The following is an 18,007-nucleotide window of genomic DNA, read 5'->3' as shown; positions in this document are numbered from 1 at the left end:
CTCGCGCTTTAATCAGTCACCCTCACAGACGCTAGGTTTTCATTCCATGGCTCAATACGTCTTTACCATGCATCGGCTGAGCAAAGTTGTGCCGCCGAAGCGGGAAATCCTGAAGAACATCTCCCTTTCCTTCTTCCCGGGCGCCAAGATCGGCGTGCTGGGTCTCAACGGTTCGGGTAAATCCACGCTGTTGAAAATCATGGCTGGCGTCGATACCGAGTTCGACGGCGAAGCACGTCCGATGCCCGAGCTGAACGTGGGTTATCTGCCGCAAGAGCCACAACTTGACCCGAACAAGACCGTTCGTGAAGTGGTCGAGGAAGCGGTCAGCGTCATCAAAGACGCTCAGGCCCGCCTGGATCAGGTCTACGCCGAATACGCCGAGCCGGATGCCGACTTCGACAAACTGGCTGCCGAACAGGCCAAGCTGGAAGCGATCCTGCAGGCTGGCGATGGCCATAACCTGGAGCGCCAACTGGAAGTCGCCGCCGATGCGCTGCGTCTGCCCGCCTGGGATGCCAAGGTTTCCGTGTTGTCCGGTGGTGAAAAGCGCCGTGTTGCCTTGTGCCGCCTGCTGCTGTCCGCACCGGACATGCTGTTGCTCGACGAACCGACCAACCACCTGGATGCCGATTCCGTCGCCTGGCTTGAGCACTTCCTGCACGACTTCCCGGGCACTGTGGTCGCGATCACGCACGACCGTTACTTCCTGGATAACGTCGCCGGCTGGATTCTGGAGCTCGACCGCGGTGCGGGCATTCCATATGAAGGTAACTATTCGGGCTGGCTGGAAGCCAAGTCCGATCGTCTGGCCCAGGAATCCAAGCAGCAGTCGGCTCATGAAAAAGCCATGAAAGACGAGCTGGAGTGGGTTCGCAAAGGTGCCAAGGCGCGTCAGTCCAAGTCCAAGGCCCGTCTGCAACGCTTTGAAGAAATGCAATCGCAGGAATTCCAGAAGCGCAGCGAAACCAACGAGATCTACATTCCCGCCGGTCCGCGTCTGGGTGACAAGGTTATCGAGTTCAAGAACGTCTCCAAAGGCTATGGCGACCGCGTGCTGATCGACAACCTGTCGTTTGCCATGCCTAAAGGCGCCATTGTCGGCGTGATCGGTGGTAACGGTGCCGGTAAGTCGACTCTGTTCCGCATGCTGATGGGCAAGGAAACACCGGACTCGGGCAGTATCGAAATCGGTGAAACCGTGCAACTGGCCTGTGTCGATCAGAGCCGTGACGACCTGGACGGCAGCAAGACCGTGTTCCAGCAGATTTCCGACGGTTCGGATCAGATCCGCATCGGCAACTACGAAATCCCGTCGCGCACCTACGTGGGGCGCTTCAACTTCAAGGGCGGCGACCAGCAGAAGTTCGTCAAGGACCTTTCCGGTGGTGAGCGCGGTCGCTTGCACCTGGCATTGACTTTGAAGGAAGGCGGCAACGTGTTGCTGCTCGACGAACCGTCCAACGACCTTGACGTTGAAACCCTGCGCTCCCTGGAAGAAGCCCTGCTGGACTTCCCGGGCGCCGCCATTGTGATCTCTCACGATCGGTGGTTCCTGGACCGTGTGGCAACCCACATCCTGGCGTACGAAGACGATTCGCAAGCGGTCTTCTTTGAAGGCAACTACACCGAATACGAAGCCGATCGTAAAAAGCGTCTGGGTGATGCAGCGGCACAGCCGCATCGTGTTCGCCACAAGAAGCTGGCCTGATAAGGCCTCTCGTCGCAATGCCGCCTTGTGCGGCATTGCGATGAATGGCTACGCCCCGGCCGCTCCATCATCAGGTTCGATCAATACGATCTCGATGATCTGATCCCCGGCCGGGCGCTTCCATAGCACCTCGTCTCCCAGTTGCGTCCCCAGCAATGCACGCCCCAGTGGCGAACTCCAGTTGATCAGCCCCCTGGCGGCATCGGCCTGATCCTCACCGACCAGTTGCACCCGCTGACGGTTGTCCCTTTCATCCGCGAACGTCACCCGACTGCCGATCTGTACCTGCTCGGTTGAGATGGCCGGCGTAACCACCTGCGCACTCTGCAGGCGCTGGGTGAAATAGCGAAGATCCCGCTCAAGATCGGCCAGGCGCTGTTTGTCGGCGCTATCTCCCAAAGCCGTCTGGGCGCTGTGCTGTGTCTGCAGTTCATTGACTTGCTGTTGCAGCAGCAGGAGCCCGTGTGCGGTAACGTAATTGGGGTGTGTGCTGATCAGACGTTCAACCGGTTGACTGGCCTCTGCGGCGGCGTTGTCTTCATTGACGAAAGCGCGACTCATGGTTTGTCCTCCTCTTTGAGAGTTGGTCCATGGTTGCAGCGGATTGGTTTCGTCTGATTTCCCGAAGCGTCTTTAATTTGGACGATAGGCCTTGGCGGCGCTTCTGGTTTTCTCCCGCTCCCAGTCACGGTCGCGGTCATTCCAGACTTGTCCGGGGTCGAGCCGGTCCCGTCGGTCTGCCATGGCCTGGCATTGACGGAATCCGTCGTTCCAGCCTTCAGCGTAGAGTGGGTCTTTGAGATAGCGGGGGACGTTCTTCTTGAACTGCCCGGTAAACGCCCCGGCCGCTTCCTTGCCACTGCCGCAGCCATCCTGGAAGCCATCGGCGAATGCCGGTGGATAACCTTCGGCCAGCAAATACTCGTGGGCGGACTGACAGCCTGTCAGCACGACAACCAGCCACAACAGCACCCAGCGCAGGTTCATTTCTGTTTTCCTCTACAAGTGACTTCAGTGTAGTTGTCCACTTGTGAGTTATTTGTCAAAGATGTGTCGATAAACTCTATGGAGTGCCCTGCCGGCTGTGTAGGAGCGAATTTATTCGCGCCTACCGCCATGTGTGTTTTTTGGATGAGTGCGTGCTCAATAGTGATACCACTTCACCTCAAGCATCACTTCATTCTGTGGTGTGGCCAACTGGCTGAACTCGCGCTGGGCGCTCAGGCGCAGGCCCAGGTTGCGGGACAGTTCCCATTGCTGGTTGAGGCTGATGCTGCGCCGTACTTCACCATTGGTGAAGTAATCGCCCTTGGCCTCCAGGCTCAGGTTACCCAGTGGGTTGCGCCAGAGCAGGCCGGTATTGAAGCCGGCTGCCGGCGAGATGAACTCCGAGAAGTCATTGTTGTGCTCGACCCGCACGGTGCTCAAGGCAAAGCCCAGCACTTCTTCGCCCAGTTTCCAGGTACCGCCGGCACCGCCATTCACATGGCTGACGAGGTTTTCATCGCCATGTTTGCCCGGCACGCGCTCCAGTCCGCCTGTCACTTGCCATGACCATGGCTTGAGCAGGGTATTGCGAGGTGTCAGGGAGCGGATAGTCGCCAGATCCAGTTGTTGAACCTGCCAGTCATTGCCCTCGTACTGGCGCAGCTTGAGCTGAAGAATTTCGATCTGCGCGCCCAGCGGGAAGCCATAGGCGTTGTCGTTCAGGTCGTGATAGGCCATGCGCAGGCCGTATTCGGCGAAAGCCCGGTCGTTGCGGCTGCCCACGCCCAGTTGCCAGGTTCGCGACTCATGTCCTTCTTCCGGCAGGCCGGGGCGCTGGATATCCAGTTGCGCAGGCGGGTTCTGGTTGATGGCCTGCAAAAGCTCAAAGCTGCGTTGCGAGCGGGTGGCATCCCGTTCCAGGCCGTTTGCACGATAGCGTTCAAGCCGATAGGCCGCGTCCTGGATCAGGGCTCGACGTTCCTTGGGCAGAGCCAGGTACTGGCTGTCTTTGAGCTGTGTCTGGTCGGCGCTGACTTGCAATACCCACTGTTGTTCATCCGGGCTCAGTGGCTCGGCCCGGCTCAGTAATTCACGCTCGCGGGAAGGGCGGTATTCGATTTTCTCTACCAGGCCCGCAGCCTTGATGGCCTTGACGGTATCGGTGGGAATGGCTGTCAGCCCGAATTGAGGGGTCAGCTTCAGGCCCGGTCGGGCCACTTCCAACAACTCCAGCAAGCGGTAAGAGCAGTTTTCATCGAAGAAGAAGTAGCTGAAACGGATCTGCTTCAGTTCCCAGACATGCTCGACCATGCGCTGCGTTTCTTCGCTGGTCAGGTTCAGCCGGTATTCCCACAGGTCGCGGTTTTCCAGGCTGCGGTATTCCGAGAGTTTTTCCTGATAGGGCACCAGTGCAAACAGGCCGGGATAACCTCCCATCAGGCCTTTCCAGGCGTAGAGAATGCTGTTGTCCATGCCTTCGATATAGGCACCGAAGTTGATGGCATAGCTGAGCAGCGTTGTGCCGCTGGTCTTGGCGCTGGCCGGGTCGATGCGCAGTAATGTGTGGCCGAACATGGAGGACGGGCTGTTGAGGTAGGCCGCCGGGAAAATCAGCACTGTGCTGTCCGGTGCCACATCCTTGAACCACGCCTTGAAATCCTTGCAGTCCACGGCAGGCAGATCGGTGAGTTGCAACTGGTCGCGCAGCCAGCGGGTGCGGGACGGATAGACGCATTGGGCATGTGCCTGTTCATTGCCGACAGGTGCGTAAAGGGCTGCAAGTGTTGCGCTCAGCTCTGCCTTCGGATAATGGGCCCCGTCGGCAGCGAGAAAGAATTTCGGGTCGTCGACGTAACTGCGCCAGCCGCCCAGCTTGCCGGCTTCGTAATGACCCAGAGAAAGCCAGAAGGGCTCATTGGCCAATTGCTGCAAACGGTCTGCGCTCAGATGGGGGGCGGCAGATAACGGGACACAGATAAACAGCGCCAGATACGCAAGACGTTTGAGCATAGAAAGCAACTTGTCAGGAGATGGGGACCCGCCCATCGGAACCGAGGGGCGGGCAAACGACTTTAGGCCTGGGTTGCGTATTTGGCCAGGGTCGGATCGTTTTTCAGGACATTGATTGTGTTGCTGTGTACGTCTTCAGCGGTGGTGTCGGCCTTGCTGAAGATCTGCGAGAAATGTTCGTGGGTGACTGCGGCGAAATGCGCACGATCTTCTGGTGCAACGCCCAGTACGACCGCGTAGGTTGTCAGTGCTTCACCTTGGCCCATGGCCATGTCCTTGGAGAGCTCATCCATCATGCCATTCATGGCCAGCCAGGATTTGCCGCCGTAGGTCAGTGCGCCATTGGTAGAGCAGCCGTTGGTGCCGGAAGTCATGCCAAAGGTGGCGTTGCCGGAAGTGCCGTTAGTGGTTGATGCCAGGAAGTGCGCAGGAGTGCCACGCTGGCCTTCAAACAACATGTTGCCCCAGCCACAATCAGGGCCGCCCGGCGCTTGTGCCATTGCGTTGATAGAGACTGCGGTGAAGAGCGTTCCAAGAAGAATCCGTTTCATAGCTTTTTTCTCTTTATGTTCAACCAGTGTCGGGGTTCTTGAACCGGTTCGGCGCGAAAAATCCTGCGTCCGCTGACTTCTCGCACCCACCGATACATCAAGGCAAATGGCTATTTGTAACCACATGCGCAATTTGGAGTTTAGGTTGGTTCCAAGGGTTCCGTGGCCAATTGCAGATTTATTCGCGTTACAGGGTTAATTTTGTGCTTGCGCAGCCCTGTTCGTTGGGGGAACGGACATTCCGGGCTTTCCCGTCTTGCAAGTCTTGTCCGGCGAGCGCCAGAATGCTGACATCTGCCCCGCCTGATGTAAGGAACACTGATGCCCGATTCTGTCGCAGCCAGCCTTCGTCTAGCGCCACAAGCGCTGACACGCCCGTTTTCCGCTGAACAGTTCAGCTTTTCGACGACCAATGATCTGGAGCCCTTTCGGGGAGTACTCGGCCAGGAACGAGCCGTAGAAGCCTTGCAGTTCGGGGTCGCGATGCCGCGTCCCGGTTACAACGTGTTTGTCATGGGTGAGCCCGGCACAGGTCGGTTTTCGTTTGTAAAGCGCTACCTCAAGGCCGAGGGCAAGCGCATGCAGACGCCCTCGGACTGGGTCTACGTCAACAATTTCGATGAGCCCCGTGAACCCAAGGCCCTGGAACTTGCGCCAGGCAGTGCTCAGGCGTTCATGGCCGATATCGGTGTCTTGATCGATAACCTGCTGGCGACCTTTCCGGCGGTCTTCGAGCATCCGTCGTATCAGCAGAAGAAGAGCGCCATCGACCGCGCCTTCAACCAGCGTTATGACCGCGCCCTGGACGTGATCGAGCGTCTGGCGCTGGAGAAGGACATTGCGCTGTACCGCGACAGTACCAATATCGCCTTTACACCCATGGCCGACGGCAAGGCGCTGGACGAGGCCGAGTTCTCCCAGTTGCCGGAAGCCGAGCGGGAGCGCTTCCACGAAGATATCTCCGGTCTCGAAGAGCGCCTGAACGAAGAGCTGGCCAGCCTGCCGCAATGGAAGCGTGAATCCAGTAATCAACTGCGCCAGTTGAACGAAGAAACCATCACCCTGACCTTGCAGCCGCTGCTGGCTCCGCTGTCCGAAAAGTATGCCGAGAATGCCGCCGTCTGCGCTTACCTGCAGGCGATGCAGGTCTATCTGCTCAAGACCGTTGTCGAGCAACTGGTGGATGACAGCAAGACCGACGCCCAGGCGCGCAAGCTGCTGGAAGAGCAATACTGCCCGAGCCTGGTTGTCGGCCACACCCACAGCGGTGGTGCACCCGTGGTCTTCGAGCCGCATCCTACTTACGACAACCTGTTCGGTCGTATCGAATACAGCACCGACCAGGGTGCGCTCTACACCACGTATCGCCAGTTGCGGCCCGGTGCGCTGCATCGCGCCAATGGCGGCTTCCTGATCCTGGAAGCGGAAAAGATGCTCAGCGAGCCGTATGTCTGGGATGCACTCAAGCGCACCCTGCAATCTCGCAAGCTGAAAATGGAGTCGCCGCTGGGGGAAATGGGACGTCTGGCGACTGTCACCCTGACGCCGCAAGTGATCCCGTGGAACGTCAAGATCATCATCATTGGTGCGCGTTCGCTGTATTACACCCTGCAGGACCTCGATCCGGACTTCCAGGAGATGTTCCGGGTGCTGGTGGATTTCGACGAGGAAATCCCGCTGGTCGACGAAACCCTGGAACAGTTCGCCCAACTGCTGAAAACCCGTACTTCGGAAGAAGGCATGGCGCCTCTGACCGCCGATGCCGTGGCGCGTCTGGCGACCTACAGCGCGCGTCTGGCCGAGCATCAGGGGCGTTTGTCGGCGCGGATCGGTGATCTGTTCCAGTTGGTCAGCGAGGCGGATTTCATTCGCCAACTGGCCAACGAAGAACAGACCGACGCCGGGCACATCGAGCGAGCGCTCAAGGCCAAGGCCACCCGCACCGGGCGCGTCTCGGCACGGATTCTCGACGACATGCTGGCTGGGATCATCCTGATCGACACCGATGGCGCTGCGGTCGGCAAGTGTAACGGGCTGACGGTGCTGGAGGTCGGCGATTCGGCGTTCGGTGTACCGGCGCGCATCTCGGCGACGGTCTATCCCGGCGGCAGCGGCATTGTCGACATCGAGCGTGAGGTCAACCTTGGCCAGCCGATCCACTCCAAGGGCGTGATGATTCTCACCGGGTATCTGGGCAGTCGTTATGCCCAGGAATTCCCTCTGGCGATTTCGGCCAGTATCGCTCTGGAGCAATCCTACGGTTATGTGGATGGCGACAGCGCTTCGCTGGGTGAGGCCTGCACGCTGATTTCGGCGCTTTCCCGCACGCCGCTCAAGCAATGTTTCGCGATTACCGGCTCGATCAACCAGTTTGGTGAAGTGCAGGCAGTGGGCGGGGTCAACGAAAAGATCGAAGGTTTCTTCCGTCTCTGTGAGGCCCGTGGCCTGACGGGCGAGCAGGGCGCGATCATCCCGCAGGCCAACGTCGCAACCCTGATGCTCGATGAGCGCGTGCTGCAAGCTGTGCGCGCCGGGCAGTTCCATGTGTATGCGGTGCGTCAGGCTGACGAAGCTTTGAGCCTGCTGGTGGGCGAGCCTGCCGGTACGCCTGACGAGAATGGCGAATTCCCCGAAGGCAGCGTCAATGCCCGAGTGGTGGAGCGCCTGCGCGATATCGCAGAAATGCTCAGCGATGAGGAGCTCAAGGAAGAACTGGAGAAGGAGCCCGAGCTGAAAGCCTGAAAACACTCAAGGGGGAGTGAGCTTATTCGCGAGGCGGCATTGGAGACAATGCATGTCTTGTGGATGTAAGCAGGCCGGATGCCCGTTCATCCGGCCTGCTTTTGTTCTGCGGCTTTTCTTCTATCCTGTGTGATTACCACAGTGGCCAAATGGACTGGCGCGTCACTCCCTTGAACGGGAGAGGCGAATACTGTCGCTCACGAGGAACTCGCCATGTCGCGTAGCCTCTGTCTTACCCGTCAATGCCTGGGGCTGATGACCCGCATTGAATGTGTCATCCGGCCTCTTCCTGGTGATGGGGGCATGTGGATGTTGCTCTTCGCCGCCGGGATGTCCGGCGAACAGCCTTCAGCCATCAAGTCTCAAGGGCCGTTCAACGGTTTGATGGCCGCTGAGTCGGTATTGCTCGCCATCACTGAAAGCCTTCTTCTGCATGGTTATGAAAGTGTGGCAGATGTGCCGATCTGGAGGCTGCACATGCAGAGCGAGCTGCGCCGCATCGACAGTGACATTGCCCGCTGTCAGCGCTCGTTTCCCTTCTAGAGGTTGATGGAGACAAGTGGCGAAGCTTTTTCTGTGTCATTTTGTCACGCCTCTAGAGCTATGGGCTCTCCCTGAATATACTCGCCCGTCATTCCAAATCACTGGCGAGTCTCAATGGAACGTTTTTTCGAGAATGCGATGTACGCATCGCGTTGGCTGCTGGCACCCATTTATTTCGGGTTGTCCCTCGGGCTGCTGGCGCTTGGCCTGAAGTTTTTCCAGGAAATCTTTCATGTTCTCCCCAACATTTTTTCCCTGGCCGAATCCGACCTGATTCTGGTCCTGCTGTCGCTGATCGACATGGCGCTGGTAGGCGGCCTTCTGGTCATGGTGATGATTTCCGGCTATGAGAACTTCGTCTCTCAACTGGATATCGATGAGGACAAGGAAAAGCTCAACTGGCTGGGCACCATGGACTCCTCGTCCCTGAAAATGAAGGTTGCGGCCTCCATCGTGGCGATTTCGTCCATCCACCTGCTGCGCGTTTTCATGGATGCCAAGAACATCGAGACGCAATACCTGATGTGGTACGTGATCATCCACATGACGTTTGTGATATCGGCATTTGCCATGGGCTATCTGGACAAGCTGACCAAGAACTGAGGTCTGCTCCATTCCTGCCGCCCGCCTTCTGTGTTCAGCGATGAACAAGGGGCGGGCGGTTTCGTTTCTGGTGTGTTTTGGCGAGATAAGGTAGAAAACCTGTTCTGATTCCTCTAATCCACTGCGAGGTTCGATCATGAATGTTCAGGAATTTACCGATCATGCCCAGGCCGGAAAGGTCGATGAGCTGAATCTGATTTCCATCGAAGGCGGTATCTACCTGCTTGAGGTGTGCATGGAAGGTGGCTCGCGCATGTTGAAGAGCGCCGAAGGCAAGACCCTGCATCTGCGCTCGGTCGAGCATGCACGGGACTTGCTCAAGACCTTGCCGGTGGTGCCGTTCTACCTGGTCCATTCAGTGGTTCATGACGAACTGTGCGGCATGCCGGTCAATGACCGCTCGGTGATGCGCCTGCCGATCTCCTTTCATTCATCCTGGTCCTGACTGCGATAGGGCACCACAGCCAATTGTGCTAGGCTGCTTGCCCTTTTGGTTCGGGTCACATCAGGGTAAAGGGCGATTCTCTCGCCGTTTGCTGTCTGGGTGTCCCTCAACGGAGCAGCGTCATGTCCGAAGTCAATCTGTCCACCGACGAAACCCGCGTCAGCTACGGCATTGGCCGTCAGCTGGGCGACCAACTGCGTGACAACCCGCCACCGGGCGTCAACCTGGAAGCCATCCTGGCCGGCTTGAGCGATGCATTCGCCGGTCAGCCAAGCCGTGTTGGTCAGGAAGAAATGTCCGCCAGCTTCAAGGTCATCCGTGAAATCATGCAGGCCGAAGCGGCTGCCAAGGCTGAAAAGGCTGCTGGTGCTGGTCTGGCTTACCTGGCTGAAAACGGCAAGCGTGAAGGCGTGACCACTCTGGCTTCGGGTCTGCAATTCGAAGTGCTGACCGCTGGCGATGGCCCAAAGCCTACCCGTGAAGATCAGGTTCGCACTCACTACCACGGCACCCTGATCGACGGCACTGTCTTCGACAGCTCCTACGATCGTGGCGAGCCTGCAGAATTCCCGGTCAGCGGCGTTATCGCGGGCTGGACCGAAGCTCTGCAACTGATGAATACCGGCAGCAAATGGCGCCTGTACGTGCCGAGCGAGCTGGCTTACGGCGCTCAAGGCGTTGGCAGCATCGCGCCGCACAGCGTCCTGGTATTCGACGTAGAGCTGCTGGCTGTTCTGTAATCGGTTATTGGCTGATGCAGATGGCTGCTGAACGAATCGCGTTGATTCGTTCAGCAGCAGTACGTGAATGGATCATGTTCAGTGCAGCTCTCCTGCTGGGCGCAAGGCCCGCGCATAACAGAACAGAAACAGATTTCGCACCAGTTCTTTCAGCACCACGGGCTCGCTGGAGCTGAGGCTGTGGACATCCAGATCGCCCTGATCGCGTAACTCTTCCAGCGCTTCCTCTTCAAGCACGGCACAGACTTCGCCTGTCTCGCGGTGAAGGATTCTCAGGTAGGGCTGTGGCCGGTCCAGCCATGCATCGATCAAATAAGTCATATTCCATCTCCTGCTTTTGATTTGATGAGAATAATTCCTATTACGATAATAGCAAGCTTCTATTTGAGATTGGTTCGCATTTTCTGCCGGATGGTTGATCTGTGTCCATGAAAAAGCCCGTCACTGTGGACGGGCTCTTGTGCAGCCGATGACTGTCAGTGAGTGCGGGCTACCGCGAATTCACTCAGCTCTACCAGTGCGTCGCGGTATTCGCTTGGCGGCAGGGCGTCCAGGCAGGCAATGGAGCGGGCAGCATAGTCGCGGGCCAGTTGCGCGGTGTAATCCAGGGCGCCGGCCTTTTCGACGGCGTCACGAATGCTTTCCAGATCTTCCAGGCCGCCTTTCTGAATGGCCTTGCGGACCAGGGCAGCCTGTTCCGGCGAACCTTCGCGCATGGTGTAGATCAGCGGCAGGGTAGGCTTGCCTTCGGCCAGATCGTCACCGACGTTCTTGCCCAGTGTCTCGGCATCGCCACGGTAGTCCAGCAGATCGTCGACCAGTTGGAATGCCACGCCCAGATGGTCGCCGAAAGTACGCAGGGCTTCGCTCTGTTCGGTGTTGGCATTGCACAGGGCGGCGGCGCTGTGGGTCGAGGCTTCGAACAGCATGGCTGTCTTGCCGCGAATCACTTCCATGTAGGTTTCTTCGGTGGTGCTGGCATCGCGAATCTTGGACAACTGCAGGACTTCGCCTTCGGCGATGATCCGCGTGGCCTTGGACAGGATCTGCATGACCGGCATCGAGCCCAGCTCGACCATCATTTCGAACGAGCGGGAATAAAGGAAGTCACCGACCAGGACGCTGGGCGCGTTGCCCCACAGTGCGTTGGCCGTGGACCGGCCGCGACGCATGCCCGACATGTCGACGACGTCGTCATGTAGCAGGGTGGCGGTGTGCAGGAACTCGATAGTGGCGGCCAGCAGGCGCAGGTCGTCGCCTTCGCGTCCCAGGGCTTTGCCACACAGAAGCACCAGCAGCGGGCGCAGGCGCTTTCCGCCGGCTGACGTGATGTAATCGCCGATTTTCGAGACCAGCGGCACACGAGACGTCAGTTGCTTCTTGATGATAAGGTCAACGGCACTAAAGTCGTCCGCCACCGCGCGATAGAAGGCTTGGGGTTGCATCTGCGACAAGTGCTCCAGATAGGTTGCGCCGCATGCTAGGTTGCAGGGTAGGGCCTGTCAAGGTATGCCGTCCGGGGCCTTGCAACCCATCCTTGCCTTGCGTACAATCGCGCACCCTAACTTTCCTGGGCAGCACCTGCCTTACGCAATTGCAACCAGGCCGTTCCAGCCTGATGCAGCCATGCCAGCCGATACTCTTCTTATAAAGAGCTGGGTGAGCAGGATTTTCGGAGAAATACCATGTACGCAGTAATTGTTACCGGTGGCAAGCAGTACAAAGTCGCCCCAGGTGAATACCTGAAAATTGAAAAACTGGAAATCGCTACTGGCGAATCCGTCACTTTTGACCGCGTCCTGCTGGTTGGCAATGGCGACGACGTCAATATCGGTGCTCCGGTTGTTGCTGGCGCTACCGTCGTGGCTGAAGTGGTTTCGCAAGGTCGTCACGACAAGGTTCGCATCATCAAGTTCCGTCGTCGTAAGCACCACATGAAGCGTATGGGCCACCGCCAGTGGTACACCGAGATCAAAATCACAGGTATTCAGGCTTAATTCAGCCTAATCCTCATTTGGAGAATTGACTCATGGCACACAAAAAAGCTGGTGGTAGTACCCGTAACGGTCGCGACTCAGAAGCCAAACGCCTTGGCGTGAAGATGTATGGCGGCCAGGCTATCGTTCCAGGCAACATCATCGTGCGTCAGCGCGGCACCCAATTCCACGCTGGCTATGGCGTTGGTATGGGTAAAGATCACACCCTGTTCGCGAAAGTGGAAGGCGTGATCAAGTTTCAAGTCAAGGGCGCCTTCGGTCGTCGCTACGTGAGCATCGTTCCGAAGACTGAAGTCTCCGCAGCGTAATTGCGCAGTAGCTTGAAAAGCCCTGTCTCGCGACGGGGCTTTTTTGTTTGTAGTTGAGGTTGGTGAGTCTCTTGCAAAGCTGTTTGTGCGGGCTGTTGTGATGTGGACCTTACGGGTCGCTGGTTTCTGATCGGTATCGCAACGCTCATTTTTGCAAGAGTCTTATGTATTTATGTGGTTCTGCTCGTCCCTGTGGCGGGAGGCGTGCGTTATGAAGTTTGTAGATGAAGTTTCAATTCGAGTAAAGGCTGGTGACGGCGGCAACGGTTGCATGAGCTTCCGTCGTGAAAAATTTATCGAAAACGGTGGTCCTAACGGCGGTGACGGTGGTGATGGCGGTTCGGTCTATATGATCGCCGACGTCAACCTCAATACGCTGGTCGACTATCGCTATACCCGTCATTTCGACGCCGAGCGCGGCTCGAATGGCGGCAGCGCCGATTGCACGGGGCGCAAGGGTGAAGAGCTGGTGTTGCGCGTGCCGGTCGGCACGACCGTGATCGATGCGACAACCCAGGAAATCATCGGCGACCTGACCAAGGACGGCCAGCGCCTGCTCGTTGCCCAGGGTGGCTGGCACGGTCTGGGTAACACCCGTTTCAAATCCAGTACCAACCGCGCTCCGCGTCAGACGACGCCGGGCAAGCCGGGCGATCAGCGTGATCTCAAGCTGGAATTGAAAGTGCTGGCTGACGTCGGCCTGTTGGGCTTGCCGAATGCGGGCAAAAGCACCTTCATTCGCTCTGTGTCTGCAGCCAAGCCCAAAGTCGCGGATTACCCGTTCACGACTCTGGTGCCAAACCTGGGTGTGGTCAGTGTCGATCGCTGGAAGAGCTTCGTCATTGCCGATATTCCTGGCTTGATCGAAGGTGCCTCCGATGGAGCGGGCCTGGGGATTCGCTTCCTCAAGCACCTGGCGCGTACGCGCCTGCTGCTGCATCTCGTCGATATGGCACCACTGGATGAAACCAGTGCTGCCGATGCTGCCGAGGTCATCGTCAATGAGCTGGTCAAGTTCAGCCCTTCCCTGGCTGAGCGTGATCGCTGGCTGGTGCTGAACAAGTGCGACCAATTGCTTGAGGAAGAGCAGGAGGCTCGCAAGCAGGAAATTGTCGAGCGTCTGGAGTGGACGGGGCCGGTCTATGTGATCTCCGCGATTGCGAAGGAAGGCACTGAGCAGTTGTCTCGTGACATCATGCGCTATCTTGAAGAGCGTAGCCTGCGTCTGGTCGAGGAGCCTGGTTATGCTGAAGAGCTGGCCGAGCTGGATCAGCGTATCGAAGACGAGGCGCGTGCTCAGTTGCAGGCGCTGGATGATCAGCGTGCCTTGCGTCGTAGCGGCGTGAAGAGCGTGCATGACATTGGCGAAGATGACTGGGATGAAGAAGATGTGGACGATGAAGATGGTCCGGAAATCATTTACGTCCGAGACTGATCGCTTGCAGTAAACTTGAACGCCGCTACTGACTGATAGCGGCGTTTTTGTATCTCGAATCCGTATTAAGAAAATTCTCTGGCTAAGGTTGGAAGATGATGCGCAGCAAAGTGACGGGTGCCCAGCGCTGGGTCGTGAAGATCGGCAGTGCCCTGCTGACGGCGGATGGCAAAGGCCTGGATCGTTCGGCCATGGGGGTGTGGGTTGAGCAGATGGTGGCGCTGCATGAAGCGGGCGTCGAGCTGGTGCTGGTTTCTTCCGGGGCTGTTGCTGCCGGCATGAGTCGCCTGGGCTGGTCTGTGCGACCCAGTGCCATGCATGAGCTTCAGGCGGCTGCTGCCATCGGTCAGATGGGGTTGGTGCAGGCCTGGGAGTCGAGCTTTGCCGAGCATGACCGGCATACCGCGCAGATTCTTCTGACTCACGACGATCTGTCCGATCGCAAGCGCTATCTGAACGCTCGCAGCACCCTGCGCACGCTGGTCGAGCTGGGTGTTGTGCCGGTCATCAACGAAAACGACACGGTTGTGACTGACGAAATCCGTTTTGGTGACAACGACACGCTGGCCGCTCTGGTGGCCAACCTGGTCGAGGCTGATCTGCTGGTGATCCTGACGGATCGCGATGGCATGTTCGATGCCGATCCGCGCAACAATCCCGAGGCTCAGCTTATTTATGAGGCGCGTGCCGACGATCCGGCGCTGGATGCTGTGGCTGGCGGCACGGGAGGTGCGCTTGGGCGTGGTGGCATGCAGACCAAGCTGCGTGCGGCGCGTCTGGCGGCTCGTTCCGGGGCGCATACGGTGATTGTGGGTGGTCGTATCGATCGCGTGCTGGCGCGCCTCAAGGCGGGTGAGCAGTTGGGTACATTGCTGTCGCCTGAGCGTGAAATGCTCGCGGCCCGCAAGCAGTGGCTGGCCGGTCATCTGCAGACTCGTGGCACGCTGGTGCTGGATGGTGGTGCGGTGGCTGCTCTGGTCAAGGATCACAAGAGTCTGTTGCCTGTGGGTGTGAAGGTGGTGCAGGGCAGCTTCCGTCGTGGTGAGATGGTTGTGTGCGTTGCGCCTGATGGTCGGGAAATCGCTCGCGGCCTGAGTAACTACAGTGCTGTCGAAGCGCAGAAGATTATCGGTCAGTCATCCGATGCCATCGTGCGCGAGCTGGGTTACATGGCCGAGCCTGAGCTGATTCATCGGGATAACCTGATTCTCGTTTGATGCGGGCCATCACAAAGGAAGGTTCGATGCGAGTCATGAAAGCGGTTTTTGCGGCATTGCTGGTCGTGCCTGCCTTGGCGGCGGCTGAAGAGATTGGTCAGGTGTCGACGGTATTCAAGTTTGTCGGCCCCAATGACCGGATCGTGGTCGAGGCTTTTGATGATCCCAAGGTAGAGGGTGTGACCTGCTATCTGTCCCGCGCCAAGACGGGCGGGGTGAAGGGTGGTCTTGGCTTGGCCGAGGATCGTGCCGAGGCTTCGATTGCTTGTCGCCAGGTCGGGCCGATTCGTTTCCAGCCGCCGCTCAAGGACGGTGAGGAAGTATTCAAGGAGCGTACTTCGCTGGTTTTCAAGACCATGCAGGTGGTGCGCTTCCTGGATGAGAAGCGTAATACCCTGGTTTATCTGGTCTACAGCGACCGGATTATCGAGGGTAGCCCGCAGAATGCGGTGACCGCGATTCCAATCCTGCCGTGGCCGCATGCAGCTACGCCATGATTTGATGATTCTGTGGGGGTGAATGGGGGTTGCCCGATTCGCTCCCATGTCCTGTGCAATATTGCAGGCAATAAAAAACCGACCCTTGGGTCGGTTTTTTAACAAGCAGATCGCTTAGGCGGCAGCAGCAAGGCTCAGAGCCTTGATGTGACCGTTCAGGCGGCCTTTATGGCGAGCAGCTTTGTTCTTGTGGATGATGCCTTTATCGGCCATGCGGTCGATAACAGGAACAGCCAGAACGTAAGCGGCTTGCGCTTTTTCTGCGTCTTTTGCGTCGATGGCTTTGACTACATTCTTGATGTAGGTACGAACCATGGAACGCAGGCTGGCGTTGTGGCTGCGACGCTTCTCAGCCTGTTTTGCACGTTTTTTGGCGGAAGGTGTGTTGGCCACCGTCGAGCTCCTCGAAAGACTTTTATGAAATAGCTAACAAAATAGGCCGCGAATCATGCCGATGAGTTTGTCACTTGTCAAGGGCAGTTGAGGTGTTCCGCTGAGTGGTCGCTATCTGAACCCGGATATTTATTTCCGGCGTACGACCTGTAAACTCGCGGACTTTCGCTCCGGGCTTTTTGCGGCGCGAAGTATCGCATAAATGAAGGCCTGAGCGCCTATCCTTTAGCCAGGGCATAAAACTCTTTCAATGAATCTACTCAAGTCATTAGCTGCCGTCAGCTCTATCACCATGCTTTCCCGGGTGCTGGGCTTCATTCGCGATACCATTATTGCCCGTACGTTCGGGGCCGGGATGGCGACGGATGCCTTCTTCATTGCTTTCAAGCTGCCGAACCTGCTGCGCAGGATCTTTGCCGAAGGGGCCTTTTCCCAGGCCTTCGTGCCGATCCTTGCCGAATATAAAAGCCAGCAGGGCGAGGAGGCGACCCGCACCTTCGTGGCTTATGTCACGGGGCTGCTCACGCTGGCGCTGGCGCTGGTCACTTTGCTGGGCGTCATCTTCGCGCCCTGGGTGATCTGGGCCACTGCGCCGGGTTTTGTCGATTCGCCTGAGAAGTTCGCCCTGACCGCGGACCTGCTGCGGGTGACCTTTCCTTATATATTGCTGATTTCCCTGTCATCCATGGCCGGTGCGATCCTCAATACCTGGAACCGTTTTTCCGTGCCGGCGTTCGTGCCGACGCTGCTCAACGTCAGCATGATTTTCTTCGCCCTGTTCCTGACGCCTTATTTCGATCCTCCGGTCATGGCGCTCGGGTGGGCGGTGCTGGCGGGCGGTTTGTTGCAGTTGCTGTATCAACTGCCGCACCTGAAGAAAATCGGCATGCTGGTCCTGCCGCGTCTGAATCTGCGGGATACGGGTGTCTGGCGTGTGATGAAGCAGATGCTGCCTGCCATCCTTGGCGTATCCGTCAGTCAGATATCGCTGATTATCAACACGATATTTGCCTCGTTCCTCGTCGCAGGTTCCGTCTCGTGGATGTACTATGCCGACCGCCTGATGGAGTTGCCATCCGGGGTGCTGGGCGTGGCGTTGGGTACGATTCTGTTGCCGATCCTGTCCAAGACCTATGCCAACAAGGATCGCCAGGAGTATTCGCGGATTCTTGACTGGGGTTTGCGCCTTTGCTTTTTGCTGGTCCTGCCTTGCACGCTGGCGCTGGGCCTGCTGGCTGAGCCGCTGACGGTCTCCCTGTTCCAGTACGGCAAGTTCGATGCGCTGGATGCGGCCATGACCCAGCGTGCGCTGGTCGCTTATTCGGTGGGGTTGCTGGGGATCATCCTGATCAAGGTGCTGGCTCCCGGCTTTTATGCCCAGCAGAATATCCGCACGCCGGTTAAGATCGCGATCTTTACCCTTGTCGTTACCCAGTTGCTCAATCTGGCGTTTATCGTGCCGTTGCAGCATGCGGGTCTGGCCCTGGCCATCAGTGTGGGGGCGTGTATCAATGCCGGTCTGCTGTTCTGGCAGTTGCGCAAGCAGGGTCTGTTTCAGCCGCAGCCTGGCTGGGCGAAGTTTCTGTTCAAGCTGATTCTGGCTGTTTCGGTCATGTCGGCAGTGCTGCTGGGGCTGATGCATGTGATGCCGGCCTGGAGCGAAGGGCAGATGCTTGAGCGGTTCGTACGCCTGGGGGCGCTGGTCGCGGCGGGTGTGGTGGTTTATTTCGGTATGCTGCTGCTGTTGGGTTTTCGCCTGCGGCATTTCGCTCGCAAGGCAATCATGTAAACGTAGTTTGACGGGGTGGCTGTCGGATTTTTGCGTTGC

19 protein-coding genes are annotated in these 18,007 nt (G+C 57.9%); 12 read left to right on the top strand and 7 right to left on the bottom strand.

What is annotated here, in order from left to right; genetic code table 11:
- Nucleotides 1–46 precede the first annotated feature (46 nt).
- Entirely contained in the window at nt 47–1,711 is a 1,665-nt protein-coding gene (gene ettA, locus CKW23_RS14300; RefSeq protein ID WP_025261891.1) for an energy-dependent translational throttle protein EttA, read from the top strand.
- 48 nt (nt 1,712–1,759) lie between these two features.
- Here ettA and CKW23_RS14295 read toward each other — a convergent pair whose 3' ends face one another.
- From CKW23_RS14295 to CKW23_RS14280, 4 genes are all read right to left on the bottom strand, one after another.
- Nucleotides 1,760–2,272 (bottom strand): GreA/GreB family elongation factor, encoded by a 513-nt coding sequence (locus tag CKW23_RS14295; RefSeq protein ID WP_025261890.1) that lies wholly within the window; start codon nt 2,270–2,272, stop codon nt 1,760–1,762.
- A gap of 72 nt (nt 2,273–2,344) precedes the next feature.
- The gene (locus tag CKW23_RS14290; protein WP_095067765.1) at nt 2,345–2,698 is read right to left on the bottom strand and encodes a hypothetical protein; all 354 of its coding nucleotides are present in this window, start codon (nt 2,696–2,698) and stop codon (nt 2,345–2,347) included.
- A 156-nt stretch (nt 2,699–2,854) separates the two neighbouring features.
- Nucleotides 2,855–4,708 (bottom strand): DUF4105 domain-containing protein, encoded by a 1,854-nt coding sequence (locus CKW23_RS14285; protein ID WP_025261888.1) that lies wholly within the window; start codon nt 4,706–4,708, stop codon nt 2,855–2,857.
- A gap of 62 nt (nt 4,709–4,770) precedes the next feature.
- Nucleotides 4,771–5,259, bottom strand: a complete 489-nt coding sequence (locus CKW23_RS14280; RefSeq protein WP_025261887.1) for a DUF3015 domain-containing protein — start codon at nt 5,257–5,259, stop codon at nt 4,771–4,773.
- Nucleotides 5,260–5,580: 321 nt separating this feature from the next.
- On the opposite strand from CKW23_RS14280, the gene CKW23_RS14275 reads away from it, so the two are divergent.
- From CKW23_RS14275 to CKW23_RS14255, 5 genes are all read left to right on the top strand, one after another.
- On the top strand, nt 5,581–8,001 hold the full coding sequence (locus CKW23_RS14275) for a Lon protease family protein (protein WP_025261886.1): 2,421 nt from the start codon (nt 5,581–5,583) through the stop codon (nt 7,999–8,001).
- 213 nt (nt 8,002–8,214) lie between these two features.
- Entirely contained in the window at nt 8,215–8,544 is a 330-nt protein-coding gene (locus CKW23_RS14270; protein ID WP_038400040.1) for a hypothetical protein, read from the top strand.
- A gap of 114 nt (nt 8,545–8,658) precedes the next feature.
- Entirely contained in the window at nt 8,659–9,147 is a 489-nt protein-coding gene (locus CKW23_RS14265) for a TIGR00645 family protein (RefSeq protein ID WP_025261884.1), read from the top strand.
- A gap of 136 nt (nt 9,148–9,283) precedes the next feature.
- The gene (locus CKW23_RS14260; protein ID WP_025261883.1) at nt 9,284–9,592 is read left to right on the top strand and encodes a DUF6482 family protein; all 309 of its coding nucleotides are present in this window, start codon (nt 9,284–9,286) and stop codon (nt 9,590–9,592) included.
- Between the two features lie 122 nt (nt 9,593–9,714).
- Nucleotides 9,715–10,332, top strand: a complete 618-nt coding sequence (locus CKW23_RS14255; RefSeq protein WP_025261882.1) for an FKBP-type peptidyl-prolyl cis-trans isomerase — start codon at nt 9,715–9,717, stop codon at nt 10,330–10,332.
- Between the two features lie 78 nt (nt 10,333–10,410).
- Here CKW23_RS14255 and CKW23_RS14250 read toward each other — a convergent pair whose 3' ends face one another.
- Nucleotides 10,411–10,653, bottom strand: a complete 243-nt coding sequence (locus CKW23_RS14250; protein ID WP_025261881.1) for a hypothetical protein — start codon at nt 10,651–10,653, stop codon at nt 10,411–10,413.
- Between the two features lie 155 nt (nt 10,654–10,808).
- Nucleotides 10,809–11,777, bottom strand: coding sequence for a polyprenyl synthetase family protein (locus tag CKW23_RS14245; RefSeq protein ID WP_025261880.1), 969 nt, complete (start codon nt 11,775–11,777; stop codon nt 10,809–10,811).
- Nucleotides 11,778–12,017: 240 nt separating this feature from the next.
- On the opposite strand from CKW23_RS14245, the gene rplU reads away from it, so the two are divergent.
- The 5 genes from rplU to CKW23_RS14220 all read left to right on the top strand — a co-directional run bounded on the left by rplU (nt 12,018) and on the right by CKW23_RS14220 (nt 15,786).
- A complete protein-coding gene (rplU, locus tag CKW23_RS14240) occupies nt 12,018–12,329 on the top strand; it encodes a 50S ribosomal protein L21 (protein ID WP_002551971.1) in 312 nt (103 codons plus the stop codon).
- A 32-nt stretch (nt 12,330–12,361) separates the two neighbouring features.
- Entirely contained in the window at nt 12,362–12,637 is a 276-nt protein-coding gene (gene rpmA, locus CKW23_RS14235; RefSeq protein ID WP_025261879.1) for a 50S ribosomal protein L27, read from the top strand.
- A gap of 211 nt (nt 12,638–12,848) precedes the next feature.
- The gene (cgtA, locus tag CKW23_RS14230; protein ID WP_025261878.1) at nt 12,849–14,072 is read left to right on the top strand and encodes an Obg family GTPase CgtA; all 1,224 of its coding nucleotides are present in this window, start codon (nt 12,849–12,851) and stop codon (nt 14,070–14,072) included.
- 98 nt (nt 14,073–14,170) lie between these two features.
- Nucleotides 14,171–15,289, top strand: a complete 1,119-nt coding sequence (gene proB / locus CKW23_RS14225; protein ID WP_025261877.1) for a glutamate 5-kinase — start codon at nt 14,171–14,173, stop codon at nt 15,287–15,289.
- 26 nt (nt 15,290–15,315) lie between these two features.
- Nucleotides 15,316–15,786, top strand: coding sequence for a CreA family protein (locus CKW23_RS14220; protein ID WP_025261876.1), 471 nt, complete (start codon nt 15,316–15,318; stop codon nt 15,784–15,786).
- 114 nt (nt 15,787–15,900) lie between these two features.
- Here the strand turns inward: CKW23_RS14220 and rpsT are convergent, their stop codons facing one another.
- Nucleotides 15,901–16,179: a 30S ribosomal protein S20 gene (rpsT, locus tag CKW23_RS14215; RefSeq protein ID WP_003344603.1), complete on the bottom strand. Its 279-nt coding sequence runs from the start codon at nt 16,177–16,179 to the stop codon at nt 15,901–15,903.
- Between the two features lie 250 nt (nt 16,180–16,429).
- On the opposite strand from rpsT, the gene murJ reads away from it, so the two are divergent.
- On the top strand, nt 16,430–17,968 hold the full coding sequence (gene murJ / locus CKW23_RS14210; RefSeq protein ID WP_095067764.1) for a murein biosynthesis integral membrane protein MurJ: 1,539 nt from the start codon (nt 16,430–16,432) through the stop codon (nt 17,966–17,968).
- Nucleotides 17,969–18,007 lie beyond the last annotated feature (39 nt).

Origin of the sequence: Pseudomonas sp. Irchel 3A18 (assembly GCF_900187465.1) — a bacterium.
GTDB classification, from domain to species: domain Bacteria; phylum Pseudomonadota; class Gammaproteobacteria; order Pseudomonadales; family Pseudomonadaceae; genus Aquipseudomonas; species Aquipseudomonas cichorii.
This window is presented reverse-complemented; position numbering and strand designations above follow the sequence as displayed.

Excerpts from the sequence above, each read along its gene's own strand:
- ettA (WP_025261891.1), top strand. The coding sequence starts at position 47 with ATGGCTCAATACGTCTTTACCATGCATCGGCTGAGCAAAGTTGTGCCG.
- CKW23_RS14295 (WP_025261890.1), bottom strand. The coding sequence starts at position 2,272 with ATGAGTCGCGCTTTCGTCAATGAAGACAACGCCGCCGCAGAGGCCAGT.
- CKW23_RS14290 (WP_095067765.1), bottom strand. The coding sequence starts at position 2,698 with ATGAACCTGCGCTGGGTGCTGTTGTGGCTGGTTGTCGTGCTGACAGGC.
- CKW23_RS14285 (WP_025261888.1), bottom strand. The coding sequence starts at position 4,708 with ATGCTCAAACGTCTTGCGTATCTGGCGCTGTTTATCTGTGTCCCGTTA.
- CKW23_RS14280 (WP_025261887.1), bottom strand. The coding sequence starts at position 5,259 with ATGAAACGGATTCTTCTTGGAACGCTCTTCACCGCAGTCTCTATCAAC.
- CKW23_RS14275 (WP_025261886.1), top strand. The coding sequence starts at position 5,581 with ATGCCCGATTCTGTCGCAGCCAGCCTTCGTCTAGCGCCACAAGCGCTG.
- CKW23_RS14270 (WP_038400040.1), top strand. The coding sequence starts at position 8,215 with ATGTCGCGTAGCCTCTGTCTTACCCGTCAATGCCTGGGGCTGATGACC.
- CKW23_RS14265 (WP_025261884.1), top strand. The coding sequence starts at position 8,659 with ATGGAACGTTTTTTCGAGAATGCGATGTACGCATCGCGTTGGCTGCTG.
- CKW23_RS14260 (WP_025261883.1), top strand. The coding sequence starts at position 9,284 with ATGAATGTTCAGGAATTTACCGATCATGCCCAGGCCGGAAAGGTCGAT.
- CKW23_RS14255 (WP_025261882.1), top strand. The coding sequence starts at position 9,715 with ATGTCCGAAGTCAATCTGTCCACCGACGAAACCCGCGTCAGCTACGGC.
- CKW23_RS14250 (WP_025261881.1), bottom strand. The coding sequence starts at position 10,653 with ATGACTTATTTGATCGATGCATGGCTGGACCGGCCACAGCCCTACCTG.
- CKW23_RS14245 (WP_025261880.1), bottom strand. The coding sequence starts at position 11,777 with ATGCAACCCCAAGCCTTCTATCGCGCGGTGGCGGACGACTTTAGTGCC.
- rplU (WP_002551971.1), top strand. The coding sequence starts at position 12,018 with ATGTACGCAGTAATTGTTACCGGTGGCAAGCAGTACAAAGTCGCCCCA.
- rpmA (WP_025261879.1), top strand. The coding sequence starts at position 12,362 with ATGGCACACAAAAAAGCTGGTGGTAGTACCCGTAACGGTCGCGACTCA.
- cgtA (WP_025261878.1), top strand. The coding sequence starts at position 12,849 with ATGAAGTTTGTAGATGAAGTTTCAATTCGAGTAAAGGCTGGTGACGGC.
- proB (WP_025261877.1), top strand. The coding sequence starts at position 14,171 with ATGCGCAGCAAAGTGACGGGTGCCCAGCGCTGGGTCGTGAAGATCGGC.
- CKW23_RS14220 (WP_025261876.1), top strand. The coding sequence starts at position 15,316 with ATGCGAGTCATGAAAGCGGTTTTTGCGGCATTGCTGGTCGTGCCTGCC.
- murJ (WP_095067764.1), top strand. The coding sequence starts at position 16,430 with ATGAATCTACTCAAGTCATTAGCTGCCGTCAGCTCTATCACCATGCTT.